Origin of the sequence: Vibrio agarivorans, from assembly GCF_030409635.1 — a bacterium.
Lineage (GTDB): Bacteria > Pseudomonadota > Gammaproteobacteria > Enterobacterales > Vibrionaceae > Vibrio > Vibrio agarivorans.
In genome coordinates this window covers 925742-946063 of record NZ_JAUFQF010000001.1, presented here as the reverse complement: position 1 = coordinate 946063, position 20322 = coordinate 925742, and the positions used below count along the sequence as shown (strand labels likewise).

Genomic DNA, 20322 nt, shown 5'->3' with positions numbered 1-20322 from the left:
AATATTGTTGTTTCGATTCGCAGTAATTTTTGCATTTCATGACAAATAGATTAAATTAGTAAGTATTAGCAAAACCAATAGGTAATACGGATGATTAACCTCGATTATTTACTCGCCTTTGTTACTGCAGCGGAAAAAGGATCATTTTCAGCGGCGGGTAGACACATAGGAAAAAGCCAAAGTACGATTAGTGTTAGTGTAAACAACTTAGAGTTAGACTTAGGAGTCAGTCTCTTTGATCGTACAGGGAAATACCCGGTGTTAACTCAAGAGGGTGAGCATTTGTATCAGCAGGCAAAAGTACTGATGCGACAAGCTGATCGAATAGAAAATTACACGAGTGGTGTGCGTGATAAAGTAGAGAATACGGTTGTTATAGGCCTTGATCCCTTGGTGCCTTTTGCCGTGATTGAGACCCCACTGGAAAAGCTCGCACAAAAATATCCTTATACACAAATTCAAGTAGTGAAAGAGACTAGCGAGCGGCTGTTTGACGACTTGAGTAATGATCGTATTGATTTCGTCTTACACTTAACAGCTGAAGCGATACCCGAGTATTTTGAGTTCGCTTGCATTCGACAACTGGATTGGGTGTGCGTATGCAGCCCGGATTGTGATTTTGCAGACTTAACGCTTGTCGATAATGAGATGTTGACGACAGAGAGGCAAATTATTTGTACCAGCATGCATGAGCACGCGGTTCTTGGACCTGTTAGTACAATGTCTCAATCTATTTGGTTGGCACATGATCAGGATGACATGATCAGAATGGTCGAGCAGGGAATTGGTTGGGCTTTGTTACCTAAAGTGATGCTTGCGGAGCGAGTTGCTTTAGGTACGTTAGTGGAGTTTACGCCCGAATATATGAAGTCTAATGCGTCTTACGGGGTCGACTTACTCTGGAAAGAAAATTCAAGCGCAGGCCCTGTTTGTCAATACCTGCGCGAGTTGTTGTTTGCCAATTAACATGCTGAAGTGACGCCTTGCTTATTCACTCCCTTAACAGGAAAGACCTTGTCATAAATAAGGTTGAATGCTCCTGCATAAAACAACGCGAAAACCACAAAACCGATATCTGCAATAAACGCTTGGCCTAGCGTGAGATCGAGACTCCAAGCTAATACCGGTACGGTCGCTAACACTAAACCCACCTCAAACAAAATAGCGTGTGCAAGGCGTTGTTTTCCTGATTTGACACAATGGTTTTGCTTTCTTAATAAATAGGCATCAAACATATAGTTGAACAACATATTCCAAACCATTGCTAGAAAAGAGATGGCAACAGCAACAGCGCCAACATGATGGTTTTTGCCTTGCACAAACAACATTCCCACCGGGACAATCGTTCCAATTAACCCGAGTTCAAACAAAATAGTGTGGCGGATTCTATCCATTGGAGTACGTGTATTTTGAGTAATATTGGTGTTCATAACTAGTCTCTCTTAATAGTGTTGGTTGGTTTAATGTGCATTAAAGGCAACGGTCATAAATGAAGTTGGTGATATAACTGTAGCTAAATACTAATAAACTGAACCAAAGGTCTGCGGTGACGACGTGCCAAAATGATGAATCAAAGATAGAAAACATGATTGGTGTCGATATAACAAGCACACCGACTTGAAATAACACGGTATATATCAGTCTATATGAAAGAGTTTTATTTAAAGTTTTTTTATTATTCCATAAATAGTAATCAAACCCGAAGCGATAGGCTGCATTCCAAATAATCATAGCAATGAGTAATATAATTACCTTTCCACCGAATAAATTTATGTCAGACGGTTCATCAATAAATGTCGGCGAAATCACGAAAAGTATGCCCGCTTCTAGCAACAAAGCTTGTACTAATTGCTGCTTAAAGTGGTGTATTGGGCTATCAGTTGTGTGTGTTTTCATCATGCTCTCCTCATTGATGACGTCATTATGTCGAACCAGTGAAAATAGTTCGAATTAGTAACTATTGGTTTTGTAGATAGGTTGCACATCTTTCTGTTGGGATGAAAACAACCTCATCAGCATGGACTAAAAGAGTCGTTATATTTATAAGGGTGATGAAGTATCGAAAATACTAATAGTATCTATTTTTACCTATCGAAAAGATTTGAGTAAATTACCTACCAAGCCAAACGGGACTGGCAAATAAACAAAAGGAGTTACTTAAAACTTTTTAGAGGTAATCAAAATGAAAAAATTAATTCTAGCTTCAACACTTGCACTAATGTCAGCATCTTCATTCGCAGCGGACGATCATACTGGCTTCCGTGTCGGTGGTGGTCTTGGCTCTAGCGTAGCGAAGTTCGATGTTCCAGGTGCAGAGCTAGTGAACGATAAAGCAGATCGCGAAGTAGAAGCTGACCCATCACTTGTTATTGAAGCCGGCTATGACTTTAATAAGATATTCGCGGTAAATGTTAAAGGTGCAGGCTCTGGTTTCAAGACATATGAAAAAGGCAGTAACAAAGGGCTGAAAAGTGGAACAGCCTATGAAATTTCTCTTGAAGGTGAAGCCGGTTATACATTTGTGACCGATGGCGGCGCTGCGATCAAGCCTTACGCTGCGATTGGTGGTGTTTACTATGACAAAGATTCTAGTAAAGTCTTTGGTCTTACAGATAAAGATAAAGGCGCGGTTAAAGCTCGAGGTGCGGTTGGTGTTCGCATGACATTAGACAACGGTGTTTACTTTGATGGTCGTGTCCAAGCGACAGATTTTTCTCAGAAAGGGAAAAGCTTTAAAGCGAAAGATGACTTGATGACTCAAGGTCTATTAACCGTCGGCTATAAGTTCTAACTTGCAATCAAATAAGTGTGTCCAGCACTCGAATTTAGGCGATTACCTCGCCTAACCCGGCCCCCGAAAGGGGGCTTTTTTGTGCCCAGAATAAAATATACTAATGGGCTTTCAATATGTTTGGTCATCTCCTCAATTTTGTAGTTCATTGAGTGGTATCGCCACGGATAATTAAATGCTGCATGGTGACCTATCTAATAATTGAATAGTATCTAATTTAATCTAATTTAAAATAATAGATAAAGTACCTATCAAGCCAAACGGGACTGGTAAATAAACAAAAGGAGTTACTTAAATTTTTAGAGGTAATCAAAATGAAAAAATTAATTCTAGCTTCAACACTTGCACTAATGTCAGCATCTTCATTCGCGGCAGATGACCACTCAGGATTCCGTGTAGGCGGTGGGTTTGGTTCAGATATGGGTAAATACAAACTTCAAGATAAAGAGACCGGATTTGATGCGGATGCTTCAGTGGTCTTAGAGGCGGGTTATGACTTTAATGAAATCTTCGCTGTCAATGTAAAAGGTGCAGCGACGGGCTTTAAGGTAAATGGTCAGGGTAAAGAAAAACCGACTAATCTTGGCACCGCCTATGAGTTGGCAGTAGAAGGTGAAGCTGGCTATACATTCAATACAGAGCGCGGCATCTCAATTAAACCATATGGAGCAGTAGGTGGTGTGTACTACAACAAAGATGCAAACCTATTGTTCACGGGCAACAGCGAAAAAGGCGAAGTTCGTGGACGTGGTGCGGTAGGGGTTCGATTGACCGTTGACAATGGGCTATACGTAGACGGACGAGTTCAAGCTACAGATGTATCAGCTAGCGGTAAAGTTGAGCGTAAAAATGACTTACTGACACAGGGTGTCGTGACGGTTGGCTACAAATTCTAAGCAGTTGGCTCATTATTGTTTACTGACTAATTTAGGCGATTACCTCGCCTAACCCGGCCCCCGAAAGGGGGCTTTTTTGATCTTGAACTCACACTTTATATTTTTTGTTGGCATAGGTTCTTTAATCTAGCACTCAGCAGGTAAATATTTTATTGCCTTACCTTGTACGGTAACTGTTTGTTTGCTGTAAAATAGTGGAAATGACTCCTCACTGACATGAAACCTAGGAGATAGAATAGAGTCCGCCTCTGGAACACTTTCGATTGCCTGATAGACCGCTTGGTTTCTGGTTTCTGGCTTCGTCTTCAAACTCAAACCAAGACAAGCTATTGTTGCCGATATTACCAGAGACGTTATCATTTCCATCGAGATCAAAAACTAAGAAATCTTCATCAGATACAGTCGCTTTTGCATCACCGATAATTTCATATTTAGCGCATTGTTTTAAACTGATGTTTGGAGCATTGACTAATGGAGCAGTAGCTTGCTTCGATGTACACCCAGATAAAACTGCCATTGAAACCACAGATAAAAGCCCGGCTCTTTTCAAATAATTCATTATCTTTCGTCTTATGTCTAAAATTAGTTAAATAAAGCACCAATCAAGAGGTTCTTTTTGTGGGTGAATTTTATAAAAGCCGTTCGTTGTATGGAAATTACTTTTGTAGATACCTGTTATTACTTAAAAGCACTTTTATATTAAATAGGCATACTAAATTAAGCTCACAAGTCACTTCGCCACAGGGAACACTAAGAATTGCAGCGCCTGCTCCACTGGCGCGAATATTAATGGCTCCGTTGATCAGTGAGTTTCTGACTGAGTATCCTGAAATTAACATTGATATGGTTATTGATGAACGCCATATCGATCTTATCGCCAACGGCATCGATATCGCAATTCGTGCCAAGAAACTGGAGGACTCCTCCTTAATTGCTAGGCCATTATTTAGCAATCCATTGCTGCTGTTTGCCGCACCAAGTTATCTGGCAAAGCATGGCACACCAAAGCACCCGAAGGATCTGAGATCGCACAACTGTATCGTCTACACGTTTAATCGTTCACAAAACAATTGGCATTTTATTGGCGAAAACCAAGAAATTTCGGTTCCCGTCAGAGGTGTCTTTCGCAGCAACAGCGGTGAAACCAATTTAGAGATGGCGCTTGCGGGAGCTGGTATTACTCAAATACCAATATGGATGGCAGAAAGGTATGTGGCATCAGGTGAGTTGGTTCAAGTTCTTGCTGGGTTTCCAAGTGATACCGTGCCAATCAATGCCATCTATCCACATAGTCGCCATATACCGTTAAAGGTACGTTGTTTTGTAGATTTGATTCAAGAAAAACAGCGAAATAGATACCCGTAACCGCAAGTTATTTGAGTGAGTGGATTCTAAGGTTAAAGTAAGAATAGTGAGTGTTTATTATGATAGATGATAATAAAGCACGCCCAGCAGTTTGCTGGGCGTGCTTTATTTAGTATTGCGGAGTTTTATAGATTACCTACGCTCTCCTCACAGACTTTAAATGTTACTTCTCTGAGACCGTCTGCAGCTTGTTGTACCGTATCTGCACACATGGTTTTAGTGAAGTCTAATGTGTCATTCAAGTTGTAACCAATTTGATCGCGCGTATCGTAGTTGGTGAAAAGGAAGTCACCGTTATCGTGGTTATAGACAAATTGAGTCCAGGTTGCGTATGTCTCACCGTTGACTGGGTCAATAAGGTCTTGTGGTACTAAATTTCCTGCGTTGTATGTGCTGAGCAACTTTCCGCGAGTTTGTTTCCACGACACATCCTCTGTAAACGTAACGTGTGACGTGTTGAACAGACCACGAAGGTTTCTATCCAAAGAAGAAATAGATGATGGAATCTCTTCAGCAGTTAAGTCTTGCAAGTTTACTTTCGATACATAATCGCGATGATGCTGCTGTAAGGGTGCATTTGCCATGACACGTAGGTCTGATTCAACATCACCACGGTGCACAACCATTTCGCCGCCTTCATTAAGCTGGAATAGAGCAATATCACCTGATTTATCTTGTACTGAGAGGTGCAGGCCATGCTGTTTTCCATGGAGACCATCAGCCCAAGCGATTTGGAATTCATTGGCCTCGAAAGCTTTTACGACTTCGTCAACGCTTGCGTAAGTCTCATTAACGTAAGAAACGATTTCTAGGAAACTCACAGCTGGCGCGCCTGTGTCTTGGTAGTCTTTGATGTAATCTGCTGAATCTGCCAGGTAAAGCAGTGATGTACCTAGGCCTTCAGAGTTGATTGCATCAGAGGCAACGCCATGGAAAACTTCCCACTCAGTTTGTGCAACAGAGTGATACTTAGTAGTCCAAGTCATTGAATTTTTATAGCTTGGTGCTTCAGAAGCTCGTTCGATACCGACAGGGTTGACTTGAGCAACGTTGCCGAGTTGGACCCCCCAATCTAGAGAGCGGACTGTTGATACACCTTGTGGGGTGTCAACGGTAATGCGAGAGCAGGCTTCAGCAACACCTGCAATAGATGCAATAGAAAGTGCAGCAACAGCAGCGATAGTATTGAGTTTAAACGTTTTCATGATGTAACCCTCTATATAATTTCATGGTTCAGAGCCGATGTTTTTTGACTCTGGAGTATTCTTGGTTGATGTGGCTATTATGACTTACATACACTATTCTCAAAGTGTCTGAGGGTAGGTAAGTTACCTGCTCTTAATTCTGTTTATGAGAGGGGTTATGGCATTATCAATAGAGCAGTTACAGGCGTTTGTTGCGACTGTTGAACAGAAAGGCATTGCTCAGGCCGCGCGACACTTGGGAAAGCACGTGACGACGGTACGTGAGCAGGTGAACAACTTTGAAATTGATACGGGTTTGACGTTATTTGAACGACATGCTCGTTCTCTAGAGGTGACACCGCATGGATTGCAACTTTATAAATATGCTATCTCTATGCTCAGCGAAGCCACACACTTTGAACTTAAGATAGACAGTTTGTTGAAAGGGGTACCAGATCGCATGACCGTGGCGATTGAAACGAGCTTAGTTGACCGCAACCTCGATCTTGTATTAGCAGAGATTCTTAATAAATATCCCTACCTCAACCTGAAAGTATTGAATGGCGATACGTTGCAGGTAAGAGGCTGGGTGATGTCTGGTAGAGCAGACGTTGGGTTGGTGTTTTCAGCGATCAATATGGTCCAGGAAATAGAAGTGAAAAAAGCATATAGCTTCGATGTGGTCAGAGTGGTGCCAAAACAATGGCAGCTACCTAAAAATGCGACTGATAGAGACTTTGCCGATAAGTTACAACTAACGTATTCATTTTTGAGTGACTTGGGGCTAAAGAGTGCGGATATCGTCAGCCATAGACATATGGTCTGTAATAATGCGTTTCAGATGTTGAATTTAGTGAAAACAGGCGTGGGCTGGGGGCATCTTCCGGGCTTTATTTGTAAAGAGGCAACGGAGAACAATGACGTTGTTGTGTTCCCAGATGAGTTTGCCAATTGGAATGCTGAAGTTATTCTCCAACAGGGCGCCTCAATCAACCCAGCGATGAAAATGTTTATAGATGCAGTGTGTGGTTTTGGGCATCGATAACAATGCTAGGAGTAAGGCCTGAGCTTGAGTATCTGGGATACACGAATGCAATGACGATGGAACATAATGGTTATTAGGAGTCATAAATAGAAAACTAGGCTGCTGAATATCAGAGCCTAGTTTTCATTTACTCAAAGTGACGCTTTAGTCTCTCGGAATATTGTTACTTAATACCATTGGGTAATAAGTCACCGGTAAAGAACTTAGGGGCTCCCTTGCTGTAAGCGCCCGCTACTTTTACCACCGTGGCAGTATCCGCTGGTTTACCGATAATTTGAAGACCAAATGGAACACCATCAGGGCTAATACCTGCTGGAACACTTGCCGCAGGCAACCAACCGAGTAGGTTGAACGGCAGGGTGTACATCATACCAACTGCTTGGTCATAGGTGTGTCCATCTTCTTGCAGTGGCTCGTCGGTAATGAAGTTGTAATCTGCTGGTACGGTTACCGTTGGCATTGTTGGTGCTATCACTAAGTCATAACCCTGTGAGTAAACTTCACTTGAAAGTTTGGTCCACATCCGCAGTACTTCGGTTTCTGTCTTCGCTTGTGCACGTCCATCATAGTCTTCACGGTGATCAATTGCCTTTTGGATTAGTTTGCCAGTGTAAGACGTCATTTGGTCAGTCACACCCTCGTAACTGTCCATCATCGGTGCGCCTAATGCGCCTGAAAATGCGAGGTTTGAGATGCCTTCCATCAAGCCCATCTGCATGTCAAAATCAAAGTCGACAACGTCAACGGTTGCACCTTGCTGGCGAAGGATCTCCATAGCATCATCCATACCATCAGCGACGTAGTCTGCCATCGGACTTGTGCCCATGTCACCGATGTAGGCGATTTTCATACCTTCTAGCGATTGAATTTCTTTAGTGAGTTTTTCTTGTACGCCCACGGTTGGTACTGACATTTGTGCATCCTGACCAGACATAGCGTTATACATCATTACCATGTCTTCAAAAGTGCGGGCGATAGGACCACTGCCTGAGAAGTATGCGTAGAGCATGCTGTTTGGTACTGTATATGCGGCAGGCTTGAGACCGTAAAGTCCATTAAATGAAGATGGAATACGAATAGAACCTCCCATGTCAGAGCCTGTCGCCATGGTTGCGTAACCGGCTGCGACGGCTGCACCTGAGCCACCTGATGAGCCACCAACAGCGAAATCTGGGTTCCATGGGTTACGGGATGTACCCCATGCATCTGTACTGGTTACCCAGCTAAAATACAGCTCAGGTACGGTTGTTTGTATAACGGGAATAGCACCTTCGGCATTTAGTTTCGACACCATAGGGTCTGCATTTTCCATTACAGGATCGTCCATGTGAAGCATAGACCCGTAAGTAACTTTCCAGCCTTTATCATGGTGCTCATCTTTTACTGCGTATGTGATACCTTCTAAAGCTCGGTAAGTGCCATCTTTATAGCGCTCGGTTGCTTCTTTCGCTGCTTTCTCTGCTTCTTCCCAGTGTGCATACGTGACTGCATTGACCACATCATTTGTTTCTTCATACTGAGCTTTTTGAGCTTTTACAATATCAATCGGCGTGATCATACCGCTTTTGAATAACTCAATTTGAGTGTTTGCAGGCATGTAAGCCAACTCTTTTTGAGAGAATTCTGCGGCAAGAGCGTTGCCAGCCAGTAACGCGAGAGCAATTGGAGCTATTTTCATCTGGTAGTCCTCTTTATTTGGTCAGTAGTCTGAGTCAGTGTTGGTCGACTCTGTGCAGTTATTGCTTGATGGGATCATTTTGGCTGAAATTAGCGATTCTCAAAGCGCCTTAGAGTAGGATGATCACCTACTCTTGATTTTCCGTGTTATTTTTTCAAAGGTCTTATTTATTGGTTGCTTATTGGTTGCTTACTGGTTGTTCAAACATGGTTGGCTATTAATACTTGCGAAGTCGGCGTTGTTAAGCGGACAGTCTAAATAAGTAATTAGACTGTCCCCTCAATACTAAGACTTTCTGAAACGGGTATTTTTGGCTATTTTAAAATAGAGTATCGAAGTCGCATGTTGGCTCAAAGAGTCGTGAAGAGGTGCTGTGTGAGCTTGAAGTTCGTGAAAGCGTTTTTAGTTAGTGTTGCTGTGTCTGTGTTCTCCCTATCTTTGTTGGCACAACAAGATGCCGAGCATGCCGATGTGTTCGAGTTTGAATCCCCCCAACAACAAGCCCAAACAATGGTTTTAGCAAAAGAGCTGCGATGTCCTACATGTATTAATCAAAATATAATCGAGTCTAACTCGGCTGCGGCTAGAGACTTTAAGCACCGTGTTTTCGAGCTAGTTAAGCAAGGACACACACCTAAACAAGTTAAGCAGCATATGGTCGAGAGATATGGAGAGCAGGTGCTTTATCGTTCTTCGATGTCGCGAACCAACTTTTTGCTGTGGGGGCTTCCAATTATCGCATCGTAAGCACGTCATAAACCCCGCATTCTAATCACCTAACACAAATAATAAGATCAAGTCTCCAACCATAAGGAGGTTTGAAATGGGAAAACGACGCACCAATCAAGAATGGAAAATGCTTATCGAACAATCTGAATCGAGTTCACTGTCGATACTCGCGTTTTGTAAGCTCAATGAACTCAATCCCTCAACGTTCTATGCCAAGCGCCAGCAACTCAATAAAACTGACGTATCTCTAGGCTTTGTCCGAGCTGAAGTCGTCGAAAAGACGACGAGGTATCAAACTCAGAGTGCAACCGCTCACATGACTCTTCTCATTAATGATGTTGAGCTGAGCATTCCGCAAGGCACGCCAGCAGCCTATCTCGCAGAGCTTATCGGTGCGTTATCATGAAACGCTTGCTCAGCGCCCCAGAGATTTACTTATATCGTGAAAGCGCCGATTTTAGAATATCCATCAACGGCCTTGCTGCGATTATCGAAAATGACACCGACTTACCTTTAGGAAGTGGCGCACTGTTCCTCTTCACCAACAAACAGCGCGACAAAATCAAAGTGTTGTACTGGGATAAAACAGGCTTCGCTCTCTGGTATAAACGCCTTGAAAAAGCTAAGTACAAGTGGCCTACAAAAGAGAAAAATGAGGTGTTTACTCTGACTCAATTCGAGCTTGATAGACTGCTTTCTGGCTTCACGATTATCGGCCATAAACCCATTAAAATAAACAATTTTACAATGACTTAAACGATAATAAAGCCTTATCCACCAAGCAGTGACGGCATGATTTTAGTATAATAAATGCCATGAAAAAGACACCAAATATCAACCCAGAAAGCCAGGATGTTGCCGAGCTACAAGCGATGGTGAAAGCGCTGATGGCGTCAGAAACCCAATGGAAACAAGAGCGCCAGTCGCTACTTGAACAGCTCAAGCTTGCCTTCGACCGCCAGTTCGCTAAACGCTCGGAAGCGTTAAAGCCTTACGATGAATCACAAGGAGACCTCTTCAACGAAGCTGAATGTGAAGCCGCTAAAGATGAAGAGGTTGAGGTCACGACCACCACCACAACGAAGAAGCGTGGAAAACGCAAGCTACTTCCAAAGACCTTGCCTCGTGAGGTTATCGAACTCGACTTAGACGACCATGAAAAGCAGTGTTCATGCTGTAACCATGAACTTCATAAAATCGGTGAAGACCGCAGTGAGAAACTTGAGTTTTCACCAGCTGTGCCCAATGTGAAGAATATCGCCTTGTACGACTATCAAAACAGTCGCGCGAGGGCATGCCCTGTTGCCTTCTTAGGTGACTATAATGGCTATCTGCAAACTGATGGTTATGGTGCCTATGATGGGCTTCACCAAGTCACTAATGTTGGCTGCATGGCGCATGCACGGTGTAAGTTCATGGATGCTAAGAAGCTTCAAGGTAAAGGTAAGTCAGGCAAAGCGGATAAAGCGCTGGCCAAAATCCAGAAGCTCTATGGAATAGAATCCCGCTTAAAAGGTGAATCTGCTGGAAAAAGAAAAGCAGAACGTCAACTGCATGCCAAACCGATACTGGATGAGTTGTACGAGTGGATGACGACTCAACAAGTGATATAGTCTAGCCCGCTGGGTAAGGCGATAAAATACACGCTCGGCCAATGGCCGAAAAAATTGGCTCTTCTCAACTAACCCTAATGGGGCTGAAGCGAGCGCGATGCTTTACAGTATCGTTGAGACTGCGAAAGCCAATGGACTGCTCCTCTACGACTACATGGTCAAGTGCATGCAGGAGTTAGCGAAAGCGGAACCTGATATCGATGCGCTCCTACCTTGGAACTTCAAACACTAACAATATCGCCCCGTGGGTTTATGGGGCGGATACGAGCGACACACCATTCCACATAGAACATTTCAATCGATATGCGAAGCCAATATCAATGGTATTGGCTTTCCAGTGAAATCTTAGCAGTCAGTACTCCAAGCCCTTGACTTCGATTTTTGGGAAGTGATTCCAAGAGCAAAGATACGTGTGGCCTGCGTTGTTTTTACCACTTCACAATGCCGCGTGTCACTTTCAAACCACCCACTAGTGTCGAGCCGCCGTAGTCTTTTGCTAAACGCAGTAGAGTGTCGTGGAAGCCGTTATTTGGGAATGCAGCTTCGACTTTGGCGATAGCCTCTTTGCTCATGCCTTTTTTCACCATTCCCTTAGATGCATCAATCCAGTCTGCTTTGCGGCATGCTTCTATGAGCTTGGCATTGGGGCCAGTATAAGGCGTGATTTTGTGATGCCAGTGAATGGCTCCACGCAATAAATCTGGGTCTAGCCCCCAACCAAACTCTTCGTTGTCTGCAAGTGCGACCGCTTCTGATGGTTCTAGGTAGGCCAGCTCGTGATCTGTCCACAAACCGATATCGTGATAAACGAACGCTGTCTCAACTATTTGCTCGTATTCTTCTGCGTTATCGAGAAAGTGCATGGCGTAAGTGATGGTGCGGTAAACGTGGTTTCGGTATCCCGCATAGTCTTCACCAATTTGGTCACGATAGCGAGCGAAGAGCATTTCGACGCGTGGCCTTTCTAGTTTAATTTCGATGTCTTGCATGGTTTGTCTCCGAATACGGTTACTCAGACAGATATGAGATTGTTTGATAAAGCGTAGCGCACAACATCATGGCAGATGTGCTTATTTGTGTATGGATACCATTGAATAGCAAATTGACCGTGCTTTCTTGTTCATCGCCGTTTGCTGTCTGAGTCGTTGGTTATAGTGTAGGAATAGTATGTTGCAGTTGAACTCAAAGGGTTAGAGTCTAAAATGACATAATTCAGTTCAAAAGCGACAAGGTAATATGCGTACGATTCATGTGGGGATATTTCACTATTCTGGATCTTCCAAATCAGCCGTGTATGGGCTAGAGGAGGCATTCCAGTTTGCCAACCGAGCTTGCTTGCAGCTTGGTGAGCCTTGTCAGTTTCTAACAAGTGTCTTTCAGAATATTGAAGATTTGACAGCCAGTTGCGATGTATTGCTGTTGCCTCCTGCGAATGATGATATTTATTACCTCGCGCCATTGGATTCAGATATCCAGTGGATGGTTGAACAGCATCGCCAAGGCACTCTATTGGCCTCTGCTTGTGCGGGGGCGTTTGTGTTAGCTGCAACAGGCCTAGTTCAACATCGGTCAATCACTACCCACTGGGGGTTAGCACAGGCACTAAAGGCAGCCTATCCGAAGCTTGAAATTGATAGTAACCAGATCCTAATTGACCATCACGACATCATTACGGCGGGTGGCATGATGTCTTGGCTCGATCTAGCACTAGAGTTGATTGCACGATTTGCCTCTCCTGCAGCGATGCGACTGGTAGGAAAGTTGTTGGTTGTTGATACTGCCCCTCGCGAGCAGCGTTTTTATCAGCAATTTTTACCTAATTTACAACACGGGGATCAAGCTATCGTGGATGTTCAGCAATATATTAATCTTTATTTTGCTGACACACTGGTTGTAGAGCAATTAGCTATTGGTGTCCATATGACCGTAAGAACGTTACAGAGACGCCTTAAGGCTGCAACTGGATTTAATCCAAATCAGTATATTCAGCGAGTTCGGGTTCAAAAGGTTTGTGATTTGCTTGAAACAGGTAACGAGTCTTTTGAGGTGATCGCTAGGCAAGTAGGGTATGAAGACAGCAGCGCCTGTCGTAAGGTGTTTGTAAAGGTGATGGGGTTAACGCCGGTGGAGTTTCGCCGGCGGTTTCAGAGTAAGTCTAAAATAGCCAAAGTTTAGGTTGGCTGAAAGCCGATACTGACTACATCGGCTTTCAAATCTAAGGTTAAACCGGATTAGATTAGGCCTCTGACTTCAATTTCTTGGAAGTTATTCCAAGTGCGAAGGTGAGTGTTGACTGCGTCGTTATTGCCGTTACAGGTTAGGCGTATGTATTTGGCTTGTTTGCCTGATAAGTCGTAGCTCACCAAATCGAGTGTGTCACCTGGTGTTAATACATCGTGGACTTGGTTGTAGTTGATGCCATCTTCACTGAGTGAAATTTGGACATAGTATTGTCTTACGTTTCCTTTGGCTTGAGAGAATAAGATCTGGGTTAATGAGGTGGTCTGCGCTAATGTGATGTCGAAAGTAATGCCTGTGCCTTTCGCCGTCCATTTGGTGCTTGGGTCACCGTCTATCGCCATTTCAGGTGTGTGGTCTTGTCGTGTGGTTGATGCTGCCACGCTATCAATCACAAGGGGTATTTCTCCTGTTTGTTGCAAGAAGCTGAGATACGGGCTGTCGAACTTGTTTTCACGCTCTTGGTCGAGTATCGGGAAGATGACTTTAATGCCGTCATCGCTGACGCCAAACCAGCTGCACAGGGTTGCTGCGTATTGTTCAGAGGCTATGGTGGGTATGAACTTATTGCCTATCGCATCAGGGCCGTCTTTAATAAATTCAGGGTAGCGGCCATACGCTTTTCCACCTTTAACCGCGCCACCAACGACGATTTGGTTACTGCCCCAGCCATGGTCAGTGCCTCGGTTACTGTTATTTTCTATGGTACGACCGAAATCGGACATGGTGAAAGTTACAACGTTGTCTGTGAGGCCGCTCTTTTCTAATGAAGCGTAGAACGCTGAAACCACCGTATCGATTTGACCGAGTAAACCATCGTGCTTGCCTCGTTGGTTGCTGTGGTTGTCAAAGCCACCCAATGAGACAAAATAGACTTGTCTAGCTTGGTTAAGATCTTGGCTGGCCTCAATCATACGTTTGACCATTTTAAACTGGCCTCCCAGATAGCCAGCGGGGATGTCTGGGTCTTCTGGATAGAGGTCAAGGATGTTGGTTAGCGTAGACTGAAAGTCGTAGATTTGGTGGAACTTATCCAAATAGGCACGACCAAACATTGAGGCCGTGTTGTTGTCGAGTAACTTAGTCAGGTTGTTGTTTACCGAGTTAACCGATAGCGGCGACATGGCACGGATACCCTCACTTGATAACTGCAACTCACTACCACTGGCACCATTAAGCCATTCGTTGCCACTAAGCGAAAGAGTCGGGGAGACCGTTTCGTTACCAGAGGCCAGTATGTCCATCATCATGCCTGCCCAGCCATAAGGGTGATAAGCCGATGTGCTCCAACTTCGTTGCCAAGCCAGTTGTTGTTTATTGTGCGCTCCGATATTTGGCGAACGTTTGACACTCGAATAGTTGTCTTTGTTGGTTGGCTCTAGGAGCGTGCCGACATTGACTACGGTCGTCGCTTGCCCTGCTAACATCATTTGCGCTAGGTTTGGCATCGCACCGTTTAGGGTGAGAGGCTGACCAGTCTCATCGTTAAACCCAGGCATTGAAGCAACTTCGAAATCATAAAGCTGAATATCGGGGCGGGCATTCTGGTAGTTGGTGCGGTTTGAACCGCTTGCTGGCACCACCATGTTCATTGAGTCGCTGCCGCCGTATAGGAATAAGCAGACGATGGCTTTGTAATCGCGGCCACCTTCGTCCATGGCACTAGCAGGAAGGGATAGACTCAGTGGTACTGCTGATGCGCCTGCAGAGTAGGCGGCTGTTTTAAGGAAGTTACGTCGTGAAATTTTCATGATTAAGACTCCTGTACCATAAAGTCAGCAGAAACAAAGGCGAGGTATAGCATGGGTGCGACGGCATACGGTTTGTTGTTGGTGCTCTTTGCGTTCCAGAGTGCTTCTAAGCGAGGCGCAAGATCGATTGGCATTTCACCATGAAAGAATCGGTTACAAATGAGGCTAGAGAGTGCTGCGTAATCTCCCGCTATATTGGTGAAGTCGGAGATCGTAGGATAGAGCTCTTGCTTGCTGTTTGAGCCGGTTTTGTAGCCATTGTCTTGCACCAGTTTCCAAGCTAGATTGCTCATTCTTATGGTCTGGTTCCAGTCGATGATTTCTAGCTCAGGAGAGGCAAGATTATTGTTGGCTAGCTCACCCGGTGGTTTGTAATCCGGTGAATAAAAATTAAATACGGAAGGCGAACCAAGTGGATATTGATTGAATGTCTCACGATAAAGTAGCGCGTCGTAGGTCACTTTGCCGTTTGAGCCTGGCTTGCAATCAAGGGCACGGCAGAAATGGGTCATAGCGAGGATTGGCTCACGAAGTTTGGCCTTGTTTACGCTGTTCTGGGCTTCGACTTCTGGGTCTAACAATATGGCTTTGATGACTTCTCCCAGGTTTCCGTTGCTCTGTGTGAATACACCTGCCACACGCTCAACATAGGCAGGCAGTGGGTTTGAGGTGACAAATCGCTGGATCAGTAAACGACTCACGAACGGTGCTGTATTTGGGTGGGCGACGAGTAGGTCAAGCACGGCATCTAAATCCTGCTCTGCCGTTAGCCCTTGTGGCAGGGTTTCTCCCAGTATGTGCTTTTCATCTTGGTCGTGATAAACGTCGTCCGACTCCATTGGCTCTATCATGCTGCCGTTAGTCATAAACCAACCGGTAAATACGCGAGCCATGTTTTCGACATCAGAGTCGTCATAGGTAGGGATAGGATTGCTATCAGCATCTAGCTTAGGTGTTCCGTCTGGGTTCAATTCTTCGAGACCGATAGTGAACAATTGCATTAACTCTCTTGCGTAGTTCTGATCAGGGTTAACGCCTGTTTCAGCTTTGGGGAGGTTGCCCACCATAGTAAGGAAATGGCCCATAATGGGCGACCTAGTGACATGGTAAAGAAGGGTTTTGTAATCACTAAAAGCGTGCTCGGATAGAAGGTCGTAGTAGTTGGCTAGTCCGTCAGGATAGGGGGAGAGTTGAGCATCTCGGTCATTGACGACGACAATTTGACTTAGCGCGTAAGCCATACGTTGGCGTAGTTGGTCTTGAGACCAAAGGGTCAGATCAAGCCATGCACAAACTCTCATTTCTTGAGTGAGCTGGCTTTGCCCGCGCTCTTGTAGTTGGTAGTTGAGGCGCTCCACGTGAGAGGTTGGGGCAAGGTTTATCTGATTATCGAGCCAAACATTGCGGTCATCTAGCTCTAAGAGTTGTTCCACTTCGCCAGCACGGATCCCCATTGTAGCTAGGTCGAGGAAGCGAGCTGCCTGCTTATAAGACAAATTTTCCATAATGACTCCTAGTGTCCTTGTCTGGTAGTTTGGGTTTTGAATAAACGCCAAAATAGCAATCAATAAAAAACTAGGTGCATAAATGAGAAAGCTTTAATTTAATGGGGATAATGGGTCAAAATTTAGATCTTGGTTCATATTGCTAACTAAAGGTAATTGTCTATCAAAGTAGGTTTAATTGGTGTTTCTCTTTGGTTTCTGGGCTCAAAATTGGTGAAATGTATCATGTCGTTACTGGGAGTTAAGCATATTCACTAAGTTGGTGTATTTATATAGTATATGTGTCTGTATGCACTTGTGCTATGCAAGCTGGTTGTAGAGAGTTCACTGAGCCAGCAGTTAAGTTTATCCAATTCATCATTTTGGTCTATTTTAGAAGTAAGTAGTCATTTCGGTTCTTTTGACGTGAACCATTGAGGTGGTAGGTGAGATTAAGGTTGAGTCAGGCAGTTTTGCTGAGTGCAACTTTGTTGATTGTTTCAATGTCACTTTGGGCATACGAGCAAACATCCAATAGTGAAGTGTTTGAGTTTGAGTCTCATCAACAACGGGCTCTGGCCATTTCTATAGCGAGCGAGCTTCGTTGCGCTGAATGCGAAAATGAGAACTTAACTGAATCTAACAAGCCTGCTGCACAGGCTCTCAAGTTGCAGGTGTTTAGCCTCGTGAAAGAGGGATTTACCGGAGATGAAATCAAGCAAAAGCTGGTGGCTGAATATGGCCAGCAAGTTCTCTATCAACCGGAGTCTAGCGCCTTTCCCCTTATATTGTGGGGGATACCTATACTTGCCTCACTTGTGGTGGCTGGGTTTTGCCTACGTGTCTTTCGTCAGAGGAAGCGAGCAGCTCGCTAGCCTAACCATCAAGACCGCAGCGCCACGTACAATTGAATCGCACCATGTTCACTCCTAGTTTTGTTCACCTGATGTTGAGATTAACATAACTCGATGATATTCCACTTGTTGTTTGAGGGTTAAGGTTAATATGCCTGTCTCATCTAGTCGTATTGTCGCAGGGTATTGCATAGAAATTAAAATAACAGGATGAAGGAAGTGATCTTTAAGGCGAGATAACACGTAGCCAGTGGCTAAAAAAGGAAAACTTAATATGGCGTCTGTTTACGTGAGTATAGGAAGTAATATCAACCGAGAACACCACATCTCAGAATCTCTCAAAGCCCTAAACCGTCATTTTGCGCCGTTGAGCATTTCCGATTTTTACGACTGCGAGCCTGTTGGGTTCAAAGGAGACAACTTTTTAAATCTCGTCGTTGGATTTGAATGTGACCACACGGTCGCAGAGCTTGCAGAGGTTCTACGCCAAATCGAATCAGACAGTGGTCGCCAGCGTCAGGCTAAAGAGTATGCTTCACGCACGATGGATATCGATATTCTTCTCTATGACAACTTGGTGGGTATTATTGACGGCATCGAACTGCCCAGAGGAGAAATCACCGAGTACGCTTTTGTTCTTAGACCGTTGGTCGACCTTGCTCCTCAAGAACGTCATCCTGTTTTGGATATCCCGTTTGAGCAAATCTGGAATCGCTTCGATCAGTCGAGTCAGAAAACGGAGCCTATCGTTTTCAAATATCGTTTTTCATAGACCTTGCATCGCCCTAAGTAGGCTAACACACCTGTGGCTCGCCTGTGTCGTATTGATCTTTTTTTAAAATGACTACGTAACGGTTGTACCTTCTATGAAAGGACACTGACATGAACCACAACGCTATCATTACCATCACAAACCTCCGATTGAGAACCTACATCGGGTTCAATGAAGAGGAAAAGACCAAGCAGCAAGACATTGTTATCAATGCAGAAATCCATTATCCCGCTAACAATCTCTGTCTCTCAGATGACGTAGATAATGCACTCAATTATAAAAACATCTGCAAGAGTATCATCAACCATGTTGAAACTGGACGGTTTCTGCTGTTAGAAAAGTTAACCAGCGACGTACTTGGCATTTGCATCGTTCATCCGTGGGTGAAGTACGCTCAAGTGAGAATTGATAAGCCTCATGCTTTGCGGTTTGCCGACTCCGTTTCCCTCACTTTGAGTTATGAAGCTGACCAAGACGAGATTACGCAGGGAGGCATCAAATGATAAGTACAGAAGCTGAGAAAGTGAGAAATGCCCTGCTCGAAAGAGGGCTAGAAACCCCGATGCTACCGAGCGAAATGAACAGCGATGAGAAGTACAACCGGATAAAAGGGTTGTTGACGGAAGTGGTCAGCACTTTGGGGCTAGATTTGACCGACGACAGCCTTGCTGAAACCCCTCATCGAATCGCTAAGATGTATGTACACGAAATATTCTCTGGGCTCGACTACAACAACTTCCCTAAAATGAGTGTGATAGACAACAAGATGTCCGTTGACGAGATGGTCAAGGTATCGGACATAGATTTGACATCAACGTGTGAACACCACTTCATCACGATTGATGGATTAGCTCATGTAGCTTATATCCCCGAGTCAAAGATCCTTGGACTGTCTAAAATAAACCGCATCGTCCGATTCTTCGCGCAACGTCCACAGGTTCAAGAGCGTCTCACTCAGCAAATCTTGGTGGCGTTACAGACCCTGGTTGAAACCGAAAATGTAGCCGTGACGATTAAAGGAACACACTACTGCGTGAAGTCAAGAGGCGTCATGGATGCGAACTCTGAGACCACGACAACCGCTCTCGGCGGTATATTCAAAACGAACCCACAAACTAGAGCTGAGTTTTTACGATGAGTGAGACGATTTTAATCACTGGGGTAGGGAAACGGCTAGGCTTCGCGCTAGCGGAGCAGCTGTTATCAGAGGGATACAGAGTCGTCGGCACCTATCGCAGTGAGTACCCTCAGCTGCAAGGTTTGCGCGACAATGGGGCTGACTTGATATGGGTCGACTTCTATCAACAAAGCAGTCTAGATGCATTTCTTCATTACGTTGGGCAAGAGTATAAAACACTCAGAGCTATCATACATAACGCCTCCGACTGGCGTCCGGAGGACAAGGAAAATCCCAGCAAAGACGCATTACAAATTATGAATCAAATGATGATGGTACATACTACCGTCCCATATTTGGTCAACCTAGCACTCAAACACCTTCTGTTATCGAGTGAGAAAGGAACAGACATCATTCACATTAGTGATTATGTCGCGGAAAAAGGCAGTAAAAAACACATCGCTTACGCTGCCAGTAAAGCTGCACTCAATAATTTGACACTTTCGTTCTCAGCCATGTTGGCGCCGGATGTGAAGGTTAATACGATTTCTCCAGCCATGCTTAAATTCAATGAAAACGATGATGAGAAGTACAAAGATAAAGCTTTGCAAAAAGCACTGATTCCCAGAGAGGCAGGCTTTGAAGAAGTGATCGATGCCATCAAGTATGTGCTTGCGAGTGACTTTATGACGGGAAGAACGATACACCTTGATGGTGGCAGACACTTAAAGTGAACGCCCAGGTGCGTGAATACCCTTTTCGATTTGCAAAAGGAATGCAGAGTCGTTTTTGACTAAACAATGCT

The 20322-nt window shown here is 44.4% G+C and carries 22 protein-coding genes and 1 pseudogene; 15 read left to right on the top strand and 8 right to left on the bottom strand.

Annotated elements, in window-relative coordinates:
• Positions 1 to 90 precede the first annotated feature (90 nt).
• Entirely contained in the window at positions 91 to 966 is an 876-nt protein-coding gene (locus QWZ05_RS04115) for a LysR family transcriptional regulator (RefSeq protein WP_264876606.1), read from the top strand.
• Here QWZ05_RS04115 and QWZ05_RS04110 read toward each other — a convergent pair.
• Positions 963 to 1430 (bottom strand): PACE efflux transporter, encoded by a 468-nt coding sequence (locus QWZ05_RS04110; protein ID WP_264876605.1) that lies wholly within the window; start codon positions 1428 to 1430, stop codon positions 963 to 965. The two genes, QWZ05_RS04115 and QWZ05_RS04110, sit on opposite strands and share 4 nt — an antisense overlap.
• Before the next feature lie 40 nt (positions 1431 to 1470).
• Complete coding sequence (locus QWZ05_RS04105) at positions 1471 to 1899, bottom strand: chlorhexidine efflux transporter (RefSeq protein WP_264876604.1); 429 nt, start codon at positions 1897 to 1899, stop codon at positions 1471 to 1473.
• A gap of 283 nt (positions 1900 to 2182) precedes the next feature.
• On the opposite strand from QWZ05_RS04105, the gene QWZ05_RS04100 reads away from it, so the two are divergent.
• Together QWZ05_RS04100 and QWZ05_RS04095 are read left to right on the top strand one after the other, a co-directional pair.
• Positions 2183 to 2791, top strand: coding sequence for a porin family protein (locus QWZ05_RS04100; RefSeq protein WP_264876603.1), 609 nt, complete (start codon positions 2183 to 2185; stop codon positions 2789 to 2791).
• A 314-nt stretch (positions 2792 to 3105) separates the two neighbouring features.
• Positions 3106 to 3687, top strand: a complete 582-nt coding sequence (locus QWZ05_RS04095) for a porin family protein (RefSeq protein WP_264876602.1) — start codon at positions 3106 to 3108, stop codon at positions 3685 to 3687.
• Between the two features lie 223 nt (positions 3688 to 3910).
• Here QWZ05_RS04095 and QWZ05_RS04090 read toward each other — a convergent pair whose 3' ends face one another.
• Positions 3911 to 4246, bottom strand: a complete 336-nt coding sequence (locus QWZ05_RS04090; RefSeq protein ID WP_290296707.1) for a hypothetical protein — start codon at positions 4244 to 4246, stop codon at positions 3911 to 3913.
• A gap of 59 nt (positions 4247 to 4305) precedes the next feature.
• Here QWZ05_RS04090 and QWZ05_RS04085 point away from each other — a divergent pair, with 59 nt between their 5' ends.
• Complete coding sequence (locus QWZ05_RS04085; RefSeq protein ID WP_290296705.1) at positions 4306 to 5052, top strand: substrate binding domain-containing protein; 747 nt, start codon at positions 4306 to 4308, stop codon at positions 5050 to 5052.
• A 125-nt stretch (positions 5053 to 5177) separates the two neighbouring features.
• Here the strand turns inward: QWZ05_RS04085 and QWZ05_RS04080 are convergent, their stop codons facing one another.
• Positions 5178 to 6257: a linear amide C-N hydrolase gene (locus QWZ05_RS04080; RefSeq protein ID WP_264876599.1), complete on the bottom strand. Its 1080-nt coding sequence runs from the start codon at positions 6255 to 6257 to the stop codon at positions 5178 to 5180.
• A 157-nt stretch (positions 6258 to 6414) separates the two neighbouring features.
• Here QWZ05_RS04080 and QWZ05_RS04075 point away from each other — a divergent pair, with 157 nt between their 5' ends.
• Entirely contained in the window at positions 6415 to 7281 is an 867-nt protein-coding gene (locus QWZ05_RS04075; protein WP_264876598.1) for a LysR family transcriptional regulator, read from the top strand.
• 163 nt (positions 7282 to 7444) lie between these two features.
• Here the strand turns inward: QWZ05_RS04075 and QWZ05_RS04070 are convergent, their stop codons facing one another.
• Positions 7445 to 8959, bottom strand: a complete 1515-nt coding sequence (locus tag QWZ05_RS04070; RefSeq protein WP_264876597.1) for an amidase — start codon at positions 8957 to 8959, stop codon at positions 7445 to 7447.
• Positions 8960 to 9334: 375 nt separating this feature from the next.
• Here QWZ05_RS04070 and QWZ05_RS04065 point away from each other — a divergent pair, with 375 nt between their 5' ends.
• From QWZ05_RS04065 to QWZ05_RS04050, 4 genes and pseudogenes are all read left to right on the top strand, one after another.
• Positions 9335 to 9706: a cytochrome c-type biogenesis protein gene (locus tag QWZ05_RS04065; RefSeq protein ID WP_290296700.1), complete on the top strand. Its 372-nt coding sequence runs from the start codon at positions 9335 to 9337 to the stop codon at positions 9704 to 9706.
• 76 nt (positions 9707 to 9782) lie between these two features.
• Positions 9783 to 10094, top strand: coding sequence for an IS66 family insertion sequence element accessory protein TnpA (tnpA, locus tag QWZ05_RS04060; protein WP_264876595.1), 312 nt, complete (start codon positions 9783 to 9785; stop codon positions 10092 to 10094).
• Positions 10091 to 10444, top strand: a complete 354-nt coding sequence (tnpB, locus tag QWZ05_RS04055; protein ID WP_290296697.1) for an IS66 family insertion sequence element accessory protein TnpB — start codon at positions 10091 to 10093, stop codon at positions 10442 to 10444. The genes tnpA and tnpB overlap by 4 nt, the downstream gene beginning before the upstream one ends.
• Positions 10445 to 10503: 59 nt before the next feature.
• Positions 10504 to 11533, top strand: a pseudogene (locus tag QWZ05_RS04050) (IS66 family transposase).
• Between the two features lie 196 nt (positions 11534 to 11729).
• Here the strand turns inward: QWZ05_RS04050 and QWZ05_RS04045 are convergent.
• Complete coding sequence (locus QWZ05_RS04045) at positions 11730 to 12290, bottom strand: phosphohydrolase (RefSeq protein WP_290296695.1); 561 nt, start codon at positions 12288 to 12290, stop codon at positions 11730 to 11732.
• A 247-nt stretch (positions 12291 to 12537) separates the two neighbouring features.
• Between QWZ05_RS04045 and QWZ05_RS04040 the strand changes: the two genes are divergently transcribed.
• Complete coding sequence (locus QWZ05_RS04040; RefSeq protein WP_290296693.1) at positions 12538 to 13476, top strand: GlxA family transcriptional regulator; 939 nt, start codon at positions 12538 to 12540, stop codon at positions 13474 to 13476.
• Positions 13477 to 13532: 56 nt separating this feature from the next.
• Here the strand turns inward: QWZ05_RS04040 and QWZ05_RS04035 are convergent, their stop codons facing one another.
• Together QWZ05_RS04035 and QWZ05_RS04030 are read right to left on the bottom strand one after the other, a co-directional pair.
• Complete coding sequence (locus tag QWZ05_RS04035; RefSeq protein WP_290296691.1) at positions 13533 to 15290, bottom strand: DUF1501 domain-containing protein; 1758 nt, start codon at positions 15288 to 15290, stop codon at positions 13533 to 13535.
• Positions 15291 to 15292: 2 nt separating this feature from the next.
• Positions 15293 to 16795 carry a DUF1800 domain-containing protein gene (locus QWZ05_RS04030; RefSeq protein WP_290296689.1) on the bottom strand — a complete coding sequence of 501 codons (1503 nt, stop codon included), beginning with the start codon at positions 16793 to 16795 and terminating at the stop codon, positions 15293 to 15295.
• 425 nt (positions 16796 to 17220) lie between these two features.
• Between QWZ05_RS04030 and QWZ05_RS04025 the strand changes: the two genes are divergently transcribed.
• The 5 genes from QWZ05_RS04025 (at position 17221) to folM (ending at position 20251) form a co-directional block, all read left to right on the top strand.
• The gene (locus tag QWZ05_RS04025; protein WP_290296686.1) at positions 17221 to 17649 is read left to right on the top strand and encodes a cytochrome c-type biogenesis protein; all 429 of its coding nucleotides are present in this window, start codon (positions 17221 to 17223) and stop codon (positions 17647 to 17649) included.
• A 253-nt stretch (positions 17650 to 17902) separates the two neighbouring features.
• On the top strand, positions 17903 to 18400 hold the full coding sequence (folK, locus tag QWZ05_RS04020; RefSeq protein ID WP_264876588.1) for a 2-amino-4-hydroxy-6-hydroxymethyldihydropteridine diphosphokinase: 498 nt from the start codon (positions 17903 to 17905) through the stop codon (positions 18398 to 18400).
• Positions 18401 to 18510: 110 nt separating this feature from the next.
• Positions 18511 to 18903 carry a dihydroneopterin triphosphate 2'-epimerase gene (folX, locus tag QWZ05_RS04015; RefSeq protein ID WP_290296684.1) on the top strand — a complete coding sequence of 131 codons (393 nt, stop codon included), beginning with the start codon at positions 18511 to 18513 and terminating at the stop codon, positions 18901 to 18903.
• The gene (gene folE, locus QWZ05_RS04010; RefSeq protein ID WP_290296682.1) at positions 18900 to 19538 is read left to right on the top strand and encodes a GTP cyclohydrolase I FolE; all 639 of its coding nucleotides are present in this window, start codon (positions 18900 to 18902) and stop codon (positions 19536 to 19538) included. Before folX ends, folE begins: the two co-directional genes overlap by 4 nt.
• Positions 19535 to 20251: a dihydromonapterin reductase gene (gene folM / locus QWZ05_RS04005; protein ID WP_290296680.1), complete on the top strand. Its 717-nt coding sequence runs from the start codon at positions 19535 to 19537 to the stop codon at positions 20249 to 20251. Before folE ends, folM begins: the two co-directional genes overlap by 4 nt.
• Positions 20252 to 20322 lie beyond the last annotated feature (71 nt).

Coding starts and splice junctions, on each gene's coding strand:
- QWZ05_RS04115 (WP_264876606.1), top strand. CDS start 91: ATGATTAACCTCGATTATTTACTCGCCTTTGTTACTGCAGCGGAAAAA.
- QWZ05_RS04110 (WP_264876605.1), bottom strand. CDS start 1,430: ATGAACACCAATATTACTCAAAATACACGTACTCCAATGGATAGAATC.
- QWZ05_RS04105 (WP_264876604.1), bottom strand. CDS start 1,899: ATGATGAAAACACACACAACTGATAGCCCAATACACCACTTTAAGCAG.
- QWZ05_RS04100 (WP_264876603.1), top strand. CDS start 2,183: ATGAAAAAATTAATTCTAGCTTCAACACTTGCACTAATGTCAGCATCT.
- QWZ05_RS04095 (WP_264876602.1), top strand. CDS start 3,106: ATGAAAAAATTAATTCTAGCTTCAACACTTGCACTAATGTCAGCATCT.
- QWZ05_RS04090 (WP_290296707.1), bottom strand. CDS start 4,246: ATGAATTATTTGAAAAGAGCCGGGCTTTTATCTGTGGTTTCAATGGCA.
- QWZ05_RS04080 (WP_264876599.1), bottom strand. CDS start 6,257: ATGAAAACGTTTAAACTCAATACTATCGCTGCTGTTGCTGCACTTTCT.
- QWZ05_RS04075 (WP_264876598.1), top strand. CDS start 6,415: ATGGCATTATCAATAGAGCAGTTACAGGCGTTTGTTGCGACTGTTGAA.
- QWZ05_RS04070 (WP_264876597.1), bottom strand. CDS start 8,959: ATGAAAATAGCTCCAATTGCTCTCGCGTTACTGGCTGGCAACGCTCTT.
- tnpA (WP_264876595.1), top strand. CDS start 9,783: ATGGGAAAACGACGCACCAATCAAGAATGGAAAATGCTTATCGAACAA.
- tnpB (WP_290296697.1), top strand. CDS start 10,091: ATGAAACGCTTGCTCAGCGCCCCAGAGATTTACTTATATCGTGAAAGC.
- QWZ05_RS04045 (WP_290296695.1), bottom strand. CDS start 12,290: ATGCAAGACATCGAAATTAAACTAGAAAGGCCACGCGTCGAAATGCTC.
- QWZ05_RS04040 (WP_290296693.1), top strand. CDS start 12,538: ATGCGTACGATTCATGTGGGGATATTTCACTATTCTGGATCTTCCAAA.
- QWZ05_RS04035 (WP_290296691.1), bottom strand. CDS start 15,290: ATGAAAATTTCACGACGTAACTTCCTTAAAACAGCCGCCTACTCTGCA.
- QWZ05_RS04030 (WP_290296689.1), bottom strand. CDS start 16,795: ATGGAAAATTTGTCTTATAAGCAGGCAGCTCGCTTCCTCGACCTAGCT.
- folK (WP_264876588.1), top strand. CDS start 17,903: ATGGCGTCTGTTTACGTGAGTATAGGAAGTAATATCAACCGAGAACAC.
- folX (WP_290296684.1), top strand. CDS start 18,511: ATGAACCACAACGCTATCATTACCATCACAAACCTCCGATTGAGAACC.
- folE (WP_290296682.1), top strand. CDS start 18,900: ATGATAAGTACAGAAGCTGAGAAAGTGAGAAATGCCCTGCTCGAAAGA.
- folM (WP_290296680.1), top strand. CDS start 19,535: ATGAGTGAGACGATTTTAATCACTGGGGTAGGGAAACGGCTAGGCTTC.